This is a genomic window from Saccharopolyspora antiqui (assembly GCF_052246905.1).
Lineage (GTDB): Bacteria > Actinomycetota > Actinomycetes > Mycobacteriales > Pseudonocardiaceae > Saccharopolyspora.
On sequence record NZ_JBQQBO010000011.1, the window covers coordinates 166,377 to 181,170 of the forward strand.

A 14,794-nucleotide genomic window follows, 5' to 3' on the forward strand; every position below is an offset into this window, starting at 1 on the left:
CTCCTACCAAGCATAGAGAAAGTGCCGCAGGTCTTGCCTCTGGTTTTCGCCCTGCTCACAGAACGCGGCGGACACCACGCTCAATTTGCGCAGCGATACAGGTGCGGGTAACGGGGCCGCGGATACCGCCTCGCTCCGGGATCCCCGACTCCGCTGCGGCCAAAACACCACACCGGCGCCGTCAACCCGACGCCACGCCTGCGCGCCCGCAGCGGTACTGGCCGCAAGCCCGCCGGACGAGGCGTCGCCGCCTGCCTGACTCAGCGGGACACCCGAGCACCGCAGACCGCAGGCCGCCCTGTTCAGGTGCGCTCGGCATGGCACAGGTATGCCATCGCCGCGTCGCCGACGCGGGCCAACACCACGGTCGCCTCCTGCCCGCCCTTCAGCTTGAGTCGGCGACGCAGCACATCCGGGTCCACATCGAGGCCGCGGACCAGGATCTCCAACCGCCCCACCTCGTGGCGGCGCAGCGCCGCGCGCAGCGCCTTCTCGCTGAATCGGGTGTGCTCGAAAACCCGGAAGGCGCGAATTCCCGGCGGCGCTTCGTCGCCGGTCAGGTAGGCGATGTGCGGGTCGAGCTGAGCCAGCCCGTGCCGCGCGGCGTAGTGCCGAACGAGTCCGGCGCGCACCACAGCGCCGTCGGGGTCGACGATCCACTGCCGAACCTCGCTGACCGGGCAGTCGTCCGGCTCCGCATCGGTGATCGTCCAGCCGGTTCCGTCCGGCCGCAGCACCGTCGCCCGCCGCCGAATCTGACGGTCGGCCAGCCCGCCGAACCACAGTGCGGCCTCCCGGACCTGCCCGGCCAGCGACACCACCTCGACTTCGGCATCGGTCGGAACCGCCGCGAAATCGAGCCCGGGAGCGGATTTCACCACCAGATCCCGGTGGGCGTACACGTCGAGCAGTTCATCCAGTGGCGGGACGAGATCGGCCGGACTCCAACGCCGCCGACCGGTGTCGTCGCGACGCGCCGGATCAGCGACCACGGCTGTGCCCCTGGTTACCGGACGCAGCGCGTCGGCCTCGACCAGCACAGCCGACCGTCCGGCAACCGCGAGGTTGTGCTGCGCCATCGACAGTCGAACCCGGTCAAGATCAGATCCCGCGCAACGGGCCGCAACGGCTGTCAATGCCAGCAGGTCAGCGCCGATGGAGCAGGTCACATCGTGCACGTCGAGCCCGGCCAGCCGCCGCGCGCGGTGCCGCGCCACCGCACTCGCCGTGGCCTGCTGCAACGCCGCATCGGTGACCAGCCAATCGGCGCAATCGTCCAGTTTGGACCGTGCACGGTGCCGCAACACGGCTGTCTCCAGCGCGGCAGCGGCGAACCGCTCTCCCACGAGCTTGCGGGCGGCAGCGACGTCGTTGAGCCGCGTCGAAGTGGTCAAGGCGAGCCCGGACAGTTCGGCGAGAGCGTCGCGGCCGGTCGCCGAGCGCAGGAAGACCACGTCCTCAAGATCGAAGGTGTATCCCACCAGAGCCTCTCAACACCGCCGGTCGAACCGCGTTGCGACGAACGGCGAACACCGACTCGCCGACACCCCGGCGGCGCGGCGGCAGGATGGTTGGCTGGGGCGATCTGTCACGACTCGTTGCGTCCACCGGGTTCAGTTCCCGGTGAACTTCGCCTTCCCTGGTCCGTTCTCGATGAACGAACGCATCCCGATCTTCTGGTCCTCGGTGGCGAAGGTACCGGCGAACAGGTGGGTCTCCAGCTTCAACCCGTTGTCCAGGTCGAGGTCCAGCCCACCGTCGATCGCCGCCTTGGCCGCGGCCAACGCGCGAGCCGCACCGCCGGTGAACTGCTCGGCCCAGCGCCGCGCCGCCGCATACACCTCGTCAGGCGCGACGACCTCGTCGATCATGCCCAGCGACAGCGCTTCCCGCGCATCGACGAAGCGTCCGGTGTAGATGATGTCCTTCGCTTTGCTGGGTCCGATCAGGCGAGCCAGGCGCTGCGTCCCACCCGCACCGGGGATCACGCCCAACAGGATCTCCGGCTGGCCCACCTTGACGTTCTCCCCAGCGATGCGTCGATCACAGCTCAACGCCAACTCGAAGCCACCGCCGAGGGCATATCCGGTCAAGGCGGCCACGGTCGGCTTCGGGATCGCGGCGACCTGGCTCATCGCATCCGACAGGCCGCGCTGCTCCTTGCGCGCCATGTCGCTGTAGGACATTTCGGCCATCTCCTTGATGTCCGCGCCTGCCGCGAAGACCTTCTCGCCGCCGTAGACGATCACGGCGCGAACATCGGCACGCTCGGCTGCCTGGGCAGCAGCGTCCCGCAGTTCGATCTCGATCTGCCGGTTCAGCGCGTTCATCGGCGGCCGATCCAGCCGGATCGTGCCGATCGCACCGTCCACCTCAAGCTTGACGAACTCGCCCACGCAGCAACCTCCTCGTCGAACCGCCACCACGCCGGAGGCTATCGCGCGCCGCCCGACGACTGCTGTGTCACTGATCTCAGCGCCAGTCCCGGAACCCGTTCCGCGCGGCGGTGCGGGTGGCGGAACGACGGAAGACGCCTTCTGGCTGCGCAATCCGCGACAACAGGCACGACCAATACACCACGCCGGGACATACCGCGCAGAAAACACCGGTGGGCGGAATCCGGCACCCGCCACGCCAACCGCGAACGCGTCAAGCGGCTGCGGTGCTTCGCGGAAGAGCTCTCTCAGCCACGCCGCCGCGCGAAATACCGCGCACCGCTGCGTTGCAGTTCCAGGTCCTGGTCGAAGGTCTTCGACAGGTTGTCCTCGGTGAGCACATCGTCGAGCAGGCCCTGCGCGACGATGCTTCCTTCGCGCAGCAGCAGACCGTGGGTGAAACCCGGTGGAATCTCCTCCACGTGGTGGGTGACCAGCACCGATGCCGGCGCGTCCGGGTCCATGGCCAGCGCGGACAACCGAGCCACCAAGTCCTCCCGACCGCCCAGGTCGAGTCCGGCGGCTGGCTCGTCCAGCAGCAGCAGTTCCGGGTCGGTCATCAGGGCTCGGGCGATGGTGGCGCGCTTGCGTTCCCCTTCGGACAACGTCGCGTACTCGCGGTCGGCCAGGTGCGCCACCCCGAGCATGTCGAGCAACTCCGCCGCGCGGTCGGTGTCCAGCGACTCGTATTCCTCCCGCCACCGGCCGAGCACCGAGTACCCGGCGCTGACCACGACGTCGCGGACCAGTTCGTCGCCGGGAATGCGGGCCGCCAACGCCGCCGAGCACAAGCCGATGCGGGGACGGAGCTCGAACACGTTGGTCTTGCCCAGCCGCTCACCGAGCACGTCCACCGTGCCCTCGCTCGGATGCATCTCGGTGCTGGCCATCTTCAGCAGGGTCGTCTTGCCCGCCCCGTTGGGGCCCAGCACCACCCAGCGCTCGTCGAGCTCCACCGACCAGTTCACGTCGGCCACCAGCGTGGTCTTGCCCCGCCGGACACCGACGCCATCCATCCGGATGACCAGGTCGTCCACGTCTACCTCCCAGCCGTGACTGACCGCAACGGCGCGGCATCGCGCAAACGGTTCGTCTCCGTCCGGACCGCCGCAGGTACCGGCAGGTCCCCTCCGCGGCCCATTGTTCCTGCTCCGACTGCGACAGCTACGGCCGGGAGCACCCAGCGCTCGCCTGGCCGGGCCATCCGCGACGCTACGCTCAACGCCTGTCCAAATACCGGGACGACCGCGATCGTGCTGGCACCTTCGCCGACACCGTGCCACGATCGCTGACGTGTCCGATTCGTTGCTCACCCGCGATCGCGTGATCGACCTTTTCCTGGTCGTCACCTCTGCCTGTCGCTGAAGCGGTCCACTACCGCCGGATTTCCAGGCCTTCATCGCGCGGCACGACGAATCCATCCACCTGACGCACACCTTCCACAGGTGTGCCTGTCGCGCCGTGCTCACCGCAACACGAACTGGAGACACGCATGAGCGCTGTGCGACAGCACCTTCCCGGGGACGAGCAATCGTCCCACCTGTCCGAATACACCCCGATCGAACCACTTCCCGAACCCGGTGCGGTGGAGCTGCACCCCGGGCTCGACGTCCCGCTGCTGCACGACCTGATCCGCCCCGACCGCCAGTTGTGGACGCCACGAGAGCTGCGCGACCTCACCGGCCTGGTCAGCTCGGAACTCACCGGAGCGCTGCTCGACATCGTCCGCGTCGACGACGAAAAGCGCTGGTGGGCCAGGCTCGGGCTCACCGCGGGCGTCGAGCTGTGGCTGCTTTCCTGGGCGCCCGGCCAGGGCACCGAACCGCACGAGCACGGTGGCGCCTCCGGGTCGTTCTCGGTGCTGTTCGGGGCGCTGCGCGAGGACTACCGATATCCCGCTGGCCCGGTGCGCACCGTGCACCACGACATCGGCTCGGACATCGGATTCGGCAGCGGGCGGGCACACCAGGTCCGCAATGTCAGTTCGGTGAATTCGGCGAGCGTGCACGCGTATTCGCCGCCGCTGCTGCCGGTCCGCTACTACTCGGACTTGGCCGACGTGCCACCGATCCCACCGCAACGAGCGCAAGCACGGCAGCCCGAGGAGATCGGATGACCGAAGTCCCGCCGCAACGACCGGACGGTGTCGCGAGTGGCCCGTTCGGCATCGAGCACCTGTTGGCGGAATCACGCGCGAAGCTCACCCGAGTCTCGCCCCAAGAAGCCCTCGCGCTGCAACGGAAGGGCGGTTTGATCATCGACATCAGGCCGCAGTCCGACCGGCTCGCCGACGGCGAGATCCCCGGCGCGCTCACGGTCGAGCGAATCGTGCTGGAGTGGCGACTGGACCCAGCCGGTGGCCACCGGCTGGACGGCCTGCACGCTGACCGCCCGGTCGTCCTGGTATGCAACGAGGGCTACGCCTCCAGCCTCGCCGCTGCCCAAGCACAGGAACTCGGACTTACCCAAGCAACCGACCTCGCGGGCGGATTCCGAGCCTGGAAAGCAGCTGGCCTACCGATCACAGCCGCTGGCTAACCACCAAGCAGTTCAATCCGCAGCAAGGGAACCTTCCAGTCATTCCTGACAGGAAGGTTCCCTTGCTGCGATCGGCCGGGCCGCATGCCTTCCCTTCCCCAGGCCTCAACCCCGAGCGGCGCCAGGTGACAGAAAGGTTCCCATGCTGCGCTCAGACCGGGTGCTCAACGAGTCGCGCGGCCGTGCGGTGACAGGAAGGTTCCCTTCCTCGCACCAACACCGATGCCGACACCACCAGGGTCTCGGTGACAGGAAGGTTCCCTTGCTGCGACCTCCTCGGGCCCGTGGTGACAGGAAGGTTCCCTTGCTCGCACCCTGGCGCCGGGGGCTGGGTGAAAGCGGGTATTGGCCTGGGGTGTGTCCCGTACGCTTTTGGGCTTGTGCGAGCGCAGAGTTTTTGGTTCCGCCCTTGGGTCGTGAGCGGCGTTGTGGGCGCCGCGGTGGTGGCGGCCGTGGAGCAGGTCGTGGGCACCGGTGCTGGTGGTGCCGCCGTCGGCTGGCTGGGCGCGCTGGTCGGGGTGATCTTGCTGCCCATCGCGACCCAGCTCGGGTTGCTGGTCGGCTCGGTGGTTTTCGGGTTGCGGGTTCGGCACGTGATCTTCGGCGCCATGCGTGAGGTCGCGTCGTGGCAGTTCGGCCGCGTGAAGTTCACCCTTCGATCGCTTCCGATCACGCTGCGCTGCCAGATCGGCCCGTGGCGGTCCCCGGTGATCCTGCGCTGCTGGTTGGCGGGGCTGTTGTCGGCGCTGGTGGGGGTCGCGGTGGTTGGCGCTGGCTGGTTGTTGGCCGATGGGCCGTTCGGTCGCGGTTTCGTGATCGCCGCGACCCCGCTCATGCTCTACAAGTTGTGGCCGAAGCGGGTTCCGCTGACCACCTCGACCGGTTGGCTGCTGTTCGCCTTGCCCCGCATGCCCGATCCCGAACGCGCCGAGTTCCTGGCCGCGCCGCTGGCCGCCCGCGTGTACGAGGCGCTGCGCGAGGGCGACGTCGACGATGCGCAGAGCCGCGCCGACGAACTGGCCGCGCAGTACCCCGGTTTGAACGTCACGATGTCGTGTCGGGTCGCCGTGATGGAGTCGCGTGGCCAGTACGCGCCGGGGGTCATGTTGCTGCTGAAGTACCTGGCGGACAACGACGAAATCCCGCCCCGGAAGATGTCGTACCTGCTGGCGGGGTTGGCGGGTCTCGGGTTCAAGGCGGTGGAGGCCGGGCAGCTGCCTGCGGAAACCCTGCTGCCGACGGCGAAGAAGGCGCTCAGCGACGCGATCCAGCTCGGCTATCCCGAGTTCGAGCTCAGCGGCGCGAACGGGCTGCTCGCGCTGATCGAAGGCGACGCGGACAACGCGGTCCGCCTCGCCACGACCGGCGCCGAGTACAACCACTCCCCGCTGTCGCGCGCCGACGACTTCGCCACCCTCGCGCGGGCGCACATGGCGTGCCGCGACAACGCCGCCGCACGTGTCGCTTTGGCGAAGGCCGAGGAGTTGGCTCCGTGGTCGCCACGGGTCGCCGAGACCCGCGAACGGCTTTCCGTGGCGTGAGCCGCTCACCGCACGGCGAGCACCAGCTTCCCGGTGGTGCGGCCGGTTTCGCCGAGTGCGTGCGCCTTCGCTGCCTCCGCCAACGGGAACACCCCCGCGATCTCGGCGCGCAGGCGGCCTGCTTCGACGAGTTCGCGGATGGCGTTCATCCCGGCGTGGTCGGCCTCGACGATCAACAGTTCCACGCGCACGCCGAGTCGATCTGCTTCGGCGGCGATTTCGTCCCGCCCGTACGGCAGGATGGACACCAGGACGCCACCTGGCCGGAGGGTGCGCAGTGAACGGCTTCGGTAGTCGCCTGCGATGGTGTCCAACACGACGTCGACATCGCTGACGGCGGTCGCGAAATCGACCTCCCGGTAGTCGATCAGCTCGTCGGCACCCAAACCGCGCAGGAATTCGTGTTTGCCCGCGCTGGCGGTGCCGATCACGTACGCACCGCGATCCTTGGCGATCTGCACCGCCAGGTGGCCGACTCCTCCGGCCGCCGCGTGGATCAGGACTCGCTGCCCGGCCTGCAGCCCGGCGGTGTCCACCAGGGCTTGCCAGGCGGTCAGCGCGGCGAGCGGGATGGCGGCCGCCTGCACATGCTCCACATTGGACGGCTTGGGCACGAATGCGCGGGCGGGCCCGGTGACGTATTCGGCGTGCGAGCCCACGCCACGCGGGTAGGGCAGCATCCCGAAGACCTCGTCACCCGGCTTGTGCACGGTGACGCCCGTCCCAACGGCTTCGACGACGCCGGAGACGTCCCAGCCCAGGACGAACGGCGGTTCGCCGAGGAATCGCCGGTTGGCCCGGTGCTTCCAGTCGGTCGGGTTGAGCCCGGCGGCGTGCACCTGGATCAGCACTTCGCCGAGCCCCGGCGCCGGCCGTGGCAGTTCCACTTCCCGCAGCACCTCGGGGCCACCGAGGACGTCTTGGCTGATGGCACGCATCGTGCTGGTTTCGGTCATGCCCCCAAGCCTGCCGTCTCGTCGCGATCAGCGAAATGGCAGGGTCGTCGACATTCGACTGGATCTTGTCGCGCATCGAGCGCCGCACCGGTGCTGGACGGGGTGCGCGTCCGAACTAGGCGTTGCCGAACTGGTTTTCGTTCGAAGGCCGGCGCGAGGCGTTCACCTGTCCTGTCGGCGGGCATCCACGCAGCGATACCGAGTTCCGCGGATCATCGCTGAGCTACCGCAGCTGGGCGGCGCCGCCGACCCGCGTCGCGTCGACACGCACGGGCGCCTTCGTCCTGGTGGCGACCGGACCGCTCGACCGCCGCGCCTTCCGAGCGCGCTACGAAATTCCGCCCCGCATCGCGCGAGAGGAGCGAGAAGACAGGCCCGAAGGCATGCGGGTTGGGATCGGCGGTGTGGGCTCGTCAGTGAAATTCCCGTTTCTCACCGGAACAACCGCTCTCGGCCACGCGGTTTCACAGGTTCGCGCCTTTGGACTGGTTGCACCGGGCGCACAGGAGCTGGAGGTTCTGCTCTGTCGAGCTGCCGCCGAGCGCGACCGGGATTACGTGGTCGTACTGGATCTCGAAATCGGTGCCGCACTGGACGCACCGGCCGCCGTCGCGCTGGAACACCCGCATCTTGACCTCGCGCGAAATCGTCGGGCGGCGGGCGGGTGAACGCCGATCGCCGTCGAGCTGCGCGTGCGCGCGGTCCAGCTTGGCCTTGTCCTTGCGCTGCCGATCACGCACCAAGGCGATCACATCCGACGCCGAGTAACCGCCCGATTCCCAGTAGAAGTTGTTCTCGAACCACCACCACGTCCGACCGGCGGTGGACGCCACCCGGACCGGTTGGTCGGCCTGCTCGGTTCGCATTTCGCCCAACCGCTGGCGGTTGATGCGCGCCGGTGGGCAGCCGGTGCCGACGAAGAACCAGCGCCGCAGGAACAGGAAACCCCGGTCGTAGAAGAATTTCGCGTTCTGGTCGGACCGCAACTGGGCGCTGCTGGTACCGCGCGGCCGCGCGAACGGGGGTGTGGGCGGCCATCGGCGCTGCCACACGGATATCCCAGCGACCGCGATGAGAACGAGAATTGCGAACTGAAGCAGGTTCAGCACCGAGTTGACGAAGCCAGCCATTCCCCGACACCCCCAGCCCATCGGCCTGCCGGATCTCCAACACGAGATCCAACGCATCAGGAAAAGTTACCGTGCGCGAGCATCGTGTCACCGGGAGTTTCCGAACCCTGCGTTTCAAGATCACACAGTTGGCCCAAACCCGTTGCCGGGCGGGGAGTTCAGCGGGGTTCGGTGAGGCGCTCGACGGCTTTTCGGGCGGCCGCTCGGAGGTCTTCGAGCTTCGCGCTGCCGTGGAACAGGCGGAGCAGCTGGGGCACCGCGAGCGGCCAGCTGATCATCCCGACAGACAGCAGCGCGAGCATCCCGGGGTCGAACTCGTCGGTGACCTTGCCCGTCTCCTGGGCGCGGCGGACGCTGCCGGTCTTCTCCCGGTAGTGGGCGCTGCGCTCGGAGTCGGGGAGCACGCCGGACTCGCCGCGTTCCAAGGCTTCCCACAGCAACAGCCGCAGGACGTGCGGGTTCGCCACGTGGTAGGCCGCGAGCCGGTCGACGTAGCCGGGCAGGTCGTCCCCTTCGATCGGGATCTCGGAGGCCAGTTCGTCCATCGTGCGGTTCAGCACCTCGGAGAACAGCGCGTCCTTGCTGCCGAAGTAGGCGTAGATCAGCTGCTTGTTGGCGTGCGCCTGCTTGGCGATCCGGTCGACGCGCGCGCCAGCGATGCCGTAGGCGGCGAATTCGGCGATGGCCGCCTCGAAGATGCGGGCTCTGGTGGCTTCGGCGTTGCGGGACACAACCGCACTGTACCCCGCAACCAACCAACTGGTTGACAACTCGTGGCGCCCTGTCGATACGCGAACCAGCGGGTTGATTGAAAGGGAAACCGCATGTCATCCACCGCGCGGCCGACTTTGCGCGGTCCCTTGTGGAGGGTGCACAGGACGCGGCTATGTGACTGCGGGATCTGGAATCCCGGACCGCTGAGCGGAAACCAATGCGCTGGCGAGTCAGGAACGGGGTTTGGCGCGGACGTGCATGCGTTCGCCTTGCGGTCCGAACAGGCTGAGGACCTCCACCGGCGCCTCACCAGTGCTGCCGAACCAGTGCGGCAGCCGGGTGTCGAACTCGGCGGCCTCCCCCACCTTGAGCACCACGTCGTGCTGCGCGAGCACCAGCCGCAGCTTCCCGCTCAGCACGTACAGCCACTCGTAGCCCTCGTGCGTGCGCGGCTCGGGTTTGCTGCGGGCGGTACCGATGACCATCTTGAAGGCCTGCAACCCGCCGGGCTGCTGGGTCAGCGGCACCACCGTCGCGTCCCAGCGCTTGACCGGCTTCAACCGCACCCTCGGGTCACCGACCGGCGGTGCGCCGACCAGCTCGTCCAGCGGCACCTGGTGGGCTTGGGCGATGGGCAGCAGCAGTTCCAGGCTCGGCTTGCGCTGCCCGGATTCCAGCCGGGACAGCGTGCTCACCGAGATCCCGGTGGTCTCCGACAGCGACGCGAGGGTGCAGCTGCGCTGCTGGCGGATGCGTTTGAGGCGGGGTCCAACGGCGGCGAGTACGTCTTCCATTCCCTTATTGCAGAAACAGCAACGAAGTTTGTCAACTCGCTCCGCCGCGCCGCATGGTGGGCCGAGGAGGTGTTCAACCCATGGAAGACGTATTGGTCATCGGGGGTGGCGCTGGCGGTCTGAGCACCGCACTAGTGCTGTCCAGGGCCCGCCGCCGAGTGCTGGTGGTCGACTCCGGCAAGCCGCGCAACGCTCCCGCGCACGAGGTGCACGGGTTCATCTCCCGGGACGGCACACCACCGGCGCAACTGCTGGCCACTGGCCGGTCGGAGGTCCAGCGGTACGGCGGGCGCATCGTCGCGGGCGAAGTGCGCGTGCTGCGGCGGGACGGCGGCGGCTTCGAGGCCGAGCTCGCCGACGGCGCGGTGCGGGCTCGTCGGGTGATCGTGGCGACCGGCCTGCGCGACGACCTGCCCGATGTGCCTGGCCTGCGGGAACGCTGGGCGCGGGACGTGCTGCACTGCCCGTACTGCCACGGCTGGGAGGTCCGCGACCGGCCGCTCGGTGTGCTCGGCTGGCGGTCCGGGGCCGTGCACCAGGCGCTGCTGGTGCGGCAGTGGTCGGACGACGTGGTGTTCTTCGCCGAGGAACTCGACGAAGCGGGGCGCGCCAAGCTGGCCGCCCGCGGTGTGCGGATCATCGACGGCTCGGTCAGCGGTCTGGTGGTCGAGAACGACGAGCTGCGCGGTGTGCGACTGGCCGACGGGACCGTCGTGGCGCGGTCCGCGCTGTTCGTGCCCGCCCGGCCCACGCCCAATGACGCGCTGCTCACCGGTCTGGGCTGCCAACTCGACGACACCGGCTGGGTCCGGGTGGACCCGAGTGGGCTGACCAGCGAGCCGGGTGTGTGGGCGGTCGGCAACGTGGTGGATTTCGCCACCCAGGTGGTGACCGCGGCGGCGGCCGGGGCGAAGGCGGCGATCGCGGTGAACATGGATCTGATCGAGGAAGAAATGCTGGAGCAGGTGCGATGAACGACGTCGACTGGGCCGCGATGGCCGACATGCTGGAACTCGAAGGCGAAGCGCACAGCCCCTACGTGCGCCAGGCTCTGGAGGAGCTGGAGCACCTGACTCCACGGCGGATCCTGGACATCGGCAGCGGGCCGGGAGTGGCGGCCTGCCGGTTGGCGGCGGTCTTCCCGCAGGCCGAGGTCACCGCGGTGGACGGCACACCGGAACTGCTGGCCCGCGCCGAGCAGCGGGCCGACCGGCTCGGTGTCCGGCTGCGTACCCGGCTGGCCGAGTTCCCGGCGGGACTCGCCGATCTGGGGCGCGCGGATCTGGTGTGGTCCGGGCAGGTCGTGCACCACGTCGGCGATCAGCAGGGCGCGCTGGACCAGCTGGCCGGGCTGCTCGAACCCGGCGGCGTGCTGGCCGTCGTCGAGGGCGGTCTACCGGCCCGCTGGCTGCCAGGTGACCTCGGTTTCGGGCGTCCCGGACTGCAGGCCCGGGTGGATGCGGTGCTGGCGGACCGGTTCAACCGGATGCGGGCGGAGCTGCCGGGTTCGGTGTCGGTGGTCGAGGACTGGCCCGGCATGCTGCGCGCCGCCGGACTCACCGAGGCGCGCAGCAGGACCTTCCTCGTGGACCACCCCGCACCCCTGGCCGAGGGGCCGAGGCGGTCGGTGCGGCAAACGCTGGAGCGACAGCGCGCGATGCTCGGTGAACTGCTGGACGCCGAGGACGTGGCGACGCTGGACCGGCTGCTCGACCCCGCCGACCCGGCGGGTGTCGACCGGCGCGCGGACCTGTTCCTGCTGGCCGCGAAGACCGTGCACTTCGGCAGTCGACCCGAGCGCTGATCCCGTGCGCGGGACTTGACGGCGGGCGATTTCGCGGGAATCGCCCGCCGTTCCCGTGGGAGGCGCCGGTTTCGCGAAATCGGCCATCGCTCACGAGCTCCGCTCCGTGGACGGGGCACCGCCACGGCGTGCTGCGTGGACGGCTGCCGCACTGCCTTCCGGCAGGGCGGTTCTCCGAGCGTGTCGACCGTTCACGGGCCGGTGGCGGTCAGCTGGCGAGGACGACCTTGCCGAGTTCTGCGGGGCCGGACAGCAGCGGATGCCTGGGCAGGACCCGGACGGTGTAACCGGCGGGCCCGGCGTGCGGCAGGGTCACCTCCGCCTCGTAGCGACCGCCTTCGGCCGGATGCATCGACGCGGTGACGAAGTCGTGCAGCACATCGGAATCGTCGACGCGCCCCACCACCACCTCGACGTCCACATCGGACGGATCGAGCCCGGCCAGGTCGACCCGCGCCCGCACCGCCACCTGCCCACCGAGCAGCGGAGTGCCGTCGGCGACGGACATCTCGGTGTCGCTGATCCGCACCCACGTCCACGCCGCCTGCAAGCGGGCGCGGTACTCGGCGATCTCCCGCGCGCCGCGGTAACCGTCCGCGGTGACCGCCCGCACCGACCGCGCGGCCGGTGTGTAGTGGTTGTCGACGTATTCGCGCACCATCCGCGACGCCTGCACGCGGGGGCCCAGCGTGGCCAAGGTGTGCCGCACCATCGACATCCACTTGCCCGGCACCCCGTCGGTGTTGCGCTCGTAGTACATCGGGGCCACGTGCTCGGAGATCAGCTCGTACAGCGCCGCGGCTTCCAGGTCGTCGCGCCGGTTCGGGTCGTTGACCCCGTCGGCGTTGGGAATCGCCCAGCCGTTGTGGCCGTCGAACATCTCGTCCCACCAGCCGTCCCGCACCGACAGGTTCAGGCCGCCGTTGAGCGCCGCCTTCATCCCCGAGGTCCCGCACGCCTCCAACGGCCGCACCGGATTGTTCAGCCACACGTCGCAACCCGACACCAGGTACCTGGCCAGCGACATGTCGTAGTCGGGCAGGAACACGATGCGGTGGCGCACATCGGCCTGGTCGGCGAACCGCACGATCTTCTGGATCATCGCCTTGCCGCCCTCATCGGCCGGATGCGACTTGCCGGCGACCACGATCTGCACCGGTCGATCGGCGTCGAGCAGCAGTTCCCGCAGCCGGTCGGTGTCGCGCAACATCAGCGTCGCGCGCTTGTAGGTCGGGACTCGACGGGCGAATCCGATGGTCAGCACGTCCGGATCGAAAACCGAGTCGCACCAACCGAGTTCCAGATCCGACGCGCCGCGCTGCAACCACGCGATCCGCAGCCTGCGGCGCACCTCGTCGACCAGCCGTTGCCGCAGCGAACAGCGCAGTTCCCACAGCAGCGAGTCGCTGACCGGCTCCATGCCGCGCAGCCCCGCTCCGCTGTCCATTTCGGACTCCCCGAGCAGTTTGCCGAGTTCCCGCGCCGACCAGGTCGGCCCGTGCACCCCGTTGGTGACCGCCCGGATCGGGATCTCCTCGGTGCCGAAACCCGGCCACAGGTTGCGGAACATCTTGCGGATGACGTTGCCGTGCAGCCCGGAAACACCGTTGGCGCGCTGCGCGAGCCGCAACCCCATGTGGGCCATGTTGAACATGCCCGGGTTGTCCTCGGCTCCGAGCGCCAGCACCCGATCCGTGGGAATCCCGGGCAGCAGGGCCTGCTCACGACCGTCACCGAAGTAGTGCCGCACCAGGTCCACCGGGAAGCGGTCGATCCCGGCCGGAACCGGGGTGTGCGTGGTGAACACCGTCCCGGCGCGCACCGCCGCCACCGCCTGGTCGAACTGCAACCCCGGATCGTGCTGCAACTCGCGGGCCCGCTCCAACCCCAGGAAACCGGCATGCCCCTCGTTGGTGTGGAACACCTCGGGCTGCGGGTGGCCGGTCAGCTCGCAGTAGGCGCGAACCGCTCGCATGCCGCCGATCCCGGCGAGGATCTCCTGGCGGATCCGGTGCTCCCCGTCGCCGCCGTAGAGCCGGTCGGTGGTGCTGCGCAGGTCGTCGTCGTTCTCCGGCAGGTCGCTGTCCAGCAGCAGCAGCGGAACTCGCCCGACCTGCGCCTTCCAGAGCCGGGCGTGCAGGGTGCGCCCGGCGGGCATCGCGACCCGCACCAGGATCGGCCGCCCCGACGGCTCGGTCAGCATCTCCAGCGGCAGGCCGCGCGGATCCACCACCGGGTAGTGCTCGACCTGCCAACCCTCGGTGGACAACGCCTGCCGGAAGTACCCGGACCGGTACAGCAGCCCCACCCCGATCATCGGCACACCGAGGTCGGAAGCCGATTTCAGGTGATCCCCGGCCAGCACCCCGAGGCCGCCGGAATAGTTCGGCAGGGCCTCGGTGAGGCCGAACTCCATCGAGAAGTAGGCGATCGAGGTGGGCAGTTCGCCGCCCTCGTCCTGCCGCTGCTGGTACCAGCGCGGCATGGTCCGGTAACGGCGCAGGTCGTCGTCAACGGCCCTGGTGCGCGCCAGGAAGTCCTGGTCAGCGGCCAGTTGCCGCAACCGTTCGGCGGGCACCTCGGCGAGCAGCCGCAGCGGATCCCCGCCCACCGTCGACCACACCCGCGGGTCGACCGCCGCGAACAGGTCCTGGGTCGGCGGGTGCCAGGCCCAGCGGAGGTTGGTCGCCAGCGTGCCGAGCGCGCTCAACGGCTCGGGCAGGTGGGCGCGCACGGTGAAGCGGTGGACGGCTCTCACAGCAGCGGACCATATCTCGGACCGATCCGGCGTGTGCGGGAGCGCCAGGACCGCAGCACCGACCCGTTGATGGGAAGCTGGGCGGCGTGCGCGCGCTCGGACTGGTCGCGATGGTGGTCGGGCT

Annotated in this window: 13 protein-coding genes; 5 read left to right on the plus strand and 8 right to left on the minus strand. The window is 69.2% G+C overall.

Translation table 11 applies throughout. The features are described from left to right. Positions 1 to 302 precede the first annotated feature (302 nt). From ACTWQN_RS19200 to ACTWQN_RS19210, 3 genes are all read right to left on the minus strand, one after another. On the minus strand, positions 303 to 1,481 hold the full coding sequence (locus tag ACTWQN_RS19200) for a THUMP-like domain-containing protein (RefSeq protein WP_443204875.1): 1,179 nt from the start codon (positions 1,479 to 1,481) through the stop codon (positions 303 to 305). A 132-nt stretch (positions 1,482 to 1,613) separates the two neighbouring features. Then, complete coding sequence (locus ACTWQN_RS19205) at positions 1,614 to 2,396, minus strand: enoyl-CoA hydratase/isomerase family protein (protein WP_443204876.1); 783 nt, start codon at positions 2,394 to 2,396, stop codon at positions 1,614 to 1,616. Between the two features lie 287 nt (positions 2,397 to 2,683). Further along, positions 2,684 to 3,451, minus strand: a complete 768-nt coding sequence (locus ACTWQN_RS19210; protein WP_443204940.1) for an ABC transporter ATP-binding protein — start codon at positions 3,449 to 3,451, stop codon at positions 2,684 to 2,686. Positions 3,452 to 3,927: 476 nt separating this feature from the next. Between ACTWQN_RS19210 and ACTWQN_RS19215 the strand changes: the two genes are divergently transcribed. The 3 genes from ACTWQN_RS19215 to ACTWQN_RS19225 all read left to right on the plus strand — a co-directional run bounded on the left by ACTWQN_RS19215 (position 3,928) and on the right by ACTWQN_RS19225 (position 6,514). Beyond that, positions 3,928 to 4,551: a cysteine dioxygenase gene (locus ACTWQN_RS19215; protein ID WP_443204877.1), complete on the plus strand. Its 624-nt coding sequence runs from the start codon at positions 3,928 to 3,930 to the stop codon at positions 4,549 to 4,551. Then, a complete protein-coding gene (locus ACTWQN_RS19220) occupies positions 4,548 to 4,973 on the plus strand; it encodes a rhodanese-like domain-containing protein (protein WP_443204878.1) in 426 nt (141 codons plus the stop codon). The genes ACTWQN_RS19215 and ACTWQN_RS19220 overlap by 4 nt, the downstream gene beginning before the upstream one ends. Positions 4,974 to 5,389: 416 nt before the next feature. Further along, a complete protein-coding gene (locus tag ACTWQN_RS19225; protein WP_443204879.1) occupies positions 5,390 to 6,514 on the plus strand; it encodes a hypothetical protein in 1,125 nt (374 codons plus the stop codon). A 5-nt stretch (positions 6,515 to 6,519) separates the two neighbouring features. On the opposite strand, the gene ACTWQN_RS19230 is transcribed toward ACTWQN_RS19225, so the two are convergent. From ACTWQN_RS19230 to ACTWQN_RS19245, 4 genes are all read right to left on the minus strand, one after another. Further along, positions 6,520 to 7,452 carry an NADP-dependent oxidoreductase gene (locus ACTWQN_RS19230; protein ID WP_443204941.1) on the minus strand — a complete coding sequence of 311 codons (933 nt, stop codon included), beginning with the start codon at positions 7,450 to 7,452 and terminating at the stop codon, positions 6,520 to 6,522. Positions 7,453 to 7,934: 482 nt separating this feature from the next. Beyond that, positions 7,935 to 8,600 carry an HNH endonuclease gene (locus ACTWQN_RS19235; protein WP_443204880.1) on the minus strand — a complete coding sequence of 222 codons (666 nt, stop codon included), beginning with the start codon at positions 8,598 to 8,600 and terminating at the stop codon, positions 7,935 to 7,937. Between the two features lie 158 nt (positions 8,601 to 8,758). Beyond that, the gene (locus tag ACTWQN_RS19240; RefSeq protein WP_443204881.1) at positions 8,759 to 9,331 is read right to left on the minus strand and encodes a TetR/AcrR family transcriptional regulator; all 573 of its coding nucleotides are present in this window, start codon (positions 9,329 to 9,331) and stop codon (positions 8,759 to 8,761) included. Positions 9,332 to 9,544: 213 nt separating this feature from the next. Next, positions 9,545 to 10,108 (minus strand): helix-turn-helix domain-containing protein, encoded by a 564-nt coding sequence (locus tag ACTWQN_RS19245; protein WP_443204882.1) that lies wholly within the window; start codon positions 10,106 to 10,108, stop codon positions 9,545 to 9,547. Between the two features lie 80 nt (positions 10,109 to 10,188). Here ACTWQN_RS19245 and ACTWQN_RS19250 point away from each other — a divergent pair, with 80 nt between their 5' ends. Both ACTWQN_RS19250 and ACTWQN_RS19255 read left to right on the plus strand, forming a co-directional pair. Then, positions 10,189 to 11,082: an NAD(P)/FAD-dependent oxidoreductase gene (locus ACTWQN_RS19250; RefSeq protein WP_443204883.1), complete on the plus strand. Its 894-nt coding sequence runs from the start codon at positions 10,189 to 10,191 to the stop codon at positions 11,080 to 11,082. Continuing rightward, the gene (locus tag ACTWQN_RS19255) at positions 11,079 to 11,912 is read left to right on the plus strand and encodes a class I SAM-dependent methyltransferase (RefSeq protein ID WP_443204884.1); all 834 of its coding nucleotides are present in this window, start codon (positions 11,079 to 11,081) and stop codon (positions 11,910 to 11,912) included. The genes ACTWQN_RS19250 and ACTWQN_RS19255 overlap by 4 nt, the downstream gene beginning before the upstream one ends. 208 nt (positions 11,913 to 12,120) lie before the next feature. Here ACTWQN_RS19255 and glgP read toward each other — a convergent pair whose 3' ends face one another. Then, complete coding sequence (gene glgP, locus ACTWQN_RS19260; RefSeq protein WP_443204885.1) at positions 12,121 to 14,670, minus strand: alpha-glucan family phosphorylase; 2,550 nt, start codon at positions 14,668 to 14,670, stop codon at positions 12,121 to 12,123. Positions 14,671 to 14,794: the final 124 nt, after the last annotated feature.

Bases quoted from the DNA above. Each gene is read 5' to 3' on its own strand.
- ACTWQN_RS19210 (WP_443204940.1), bottom strand. From the start codon at position 3,451: ATGGATGGCGTCGGTGTCCGGCGGGGCAAGACCACGCTGGTGGCCGAC.
- ACTWQN_RS19215 (WP_443204877.1), top strand. From the start codon at position 3,928: ATGAGCGCTGTGCGACAGCACCTTCCCGGGGACGAGCAATCGTCCCAC.
- ACTWQN_RS19220 (WP_443204878.1), top strand. From the start codon at position 4,548: ATGACCGAAGTCCCGCCGCAACGACCGGACGGTGTCGCGAGTGGCCCG.
- ACTWQN_RS19230 (WP_443204941.1), bottom strand. From the start codon at position 7,452: ATGCGTGCCATCAGCCAAGACGTCCTCGGTGGCCCCGAGGTGCTGCGG.
- ACTWQN_RS19235 (WP_443204880.1), bottom strand. From the start codon at position 8,600: ATGGCTGGCTTCGTCAACTCGGTGCTGAACCTGCTTCAGTTCGCAATT.
- ACTWQN_RS19245 (WP_443204882.1), bottom strand. From the start codon at position 10,108: ATGGAAGACGTACTCGCCGCCGTTGGACCCCGCCTCAAACGCATCCGC.
- ACTWQN_RS19250 (WP_443204883.1), top strand. From the start codon at position 10,189: ATGGAAGACGTATTGGTCATCGGGGGTGGCGCTGGCGGTCTGAGCACC.
- ACTWQN_RS19255 (WP_443204884.1), top strand. From the start codon at position 11,079: ATGAACGACGTCGACTGGGCCGCGATGGCCGACATGCTGGAACTCGAA.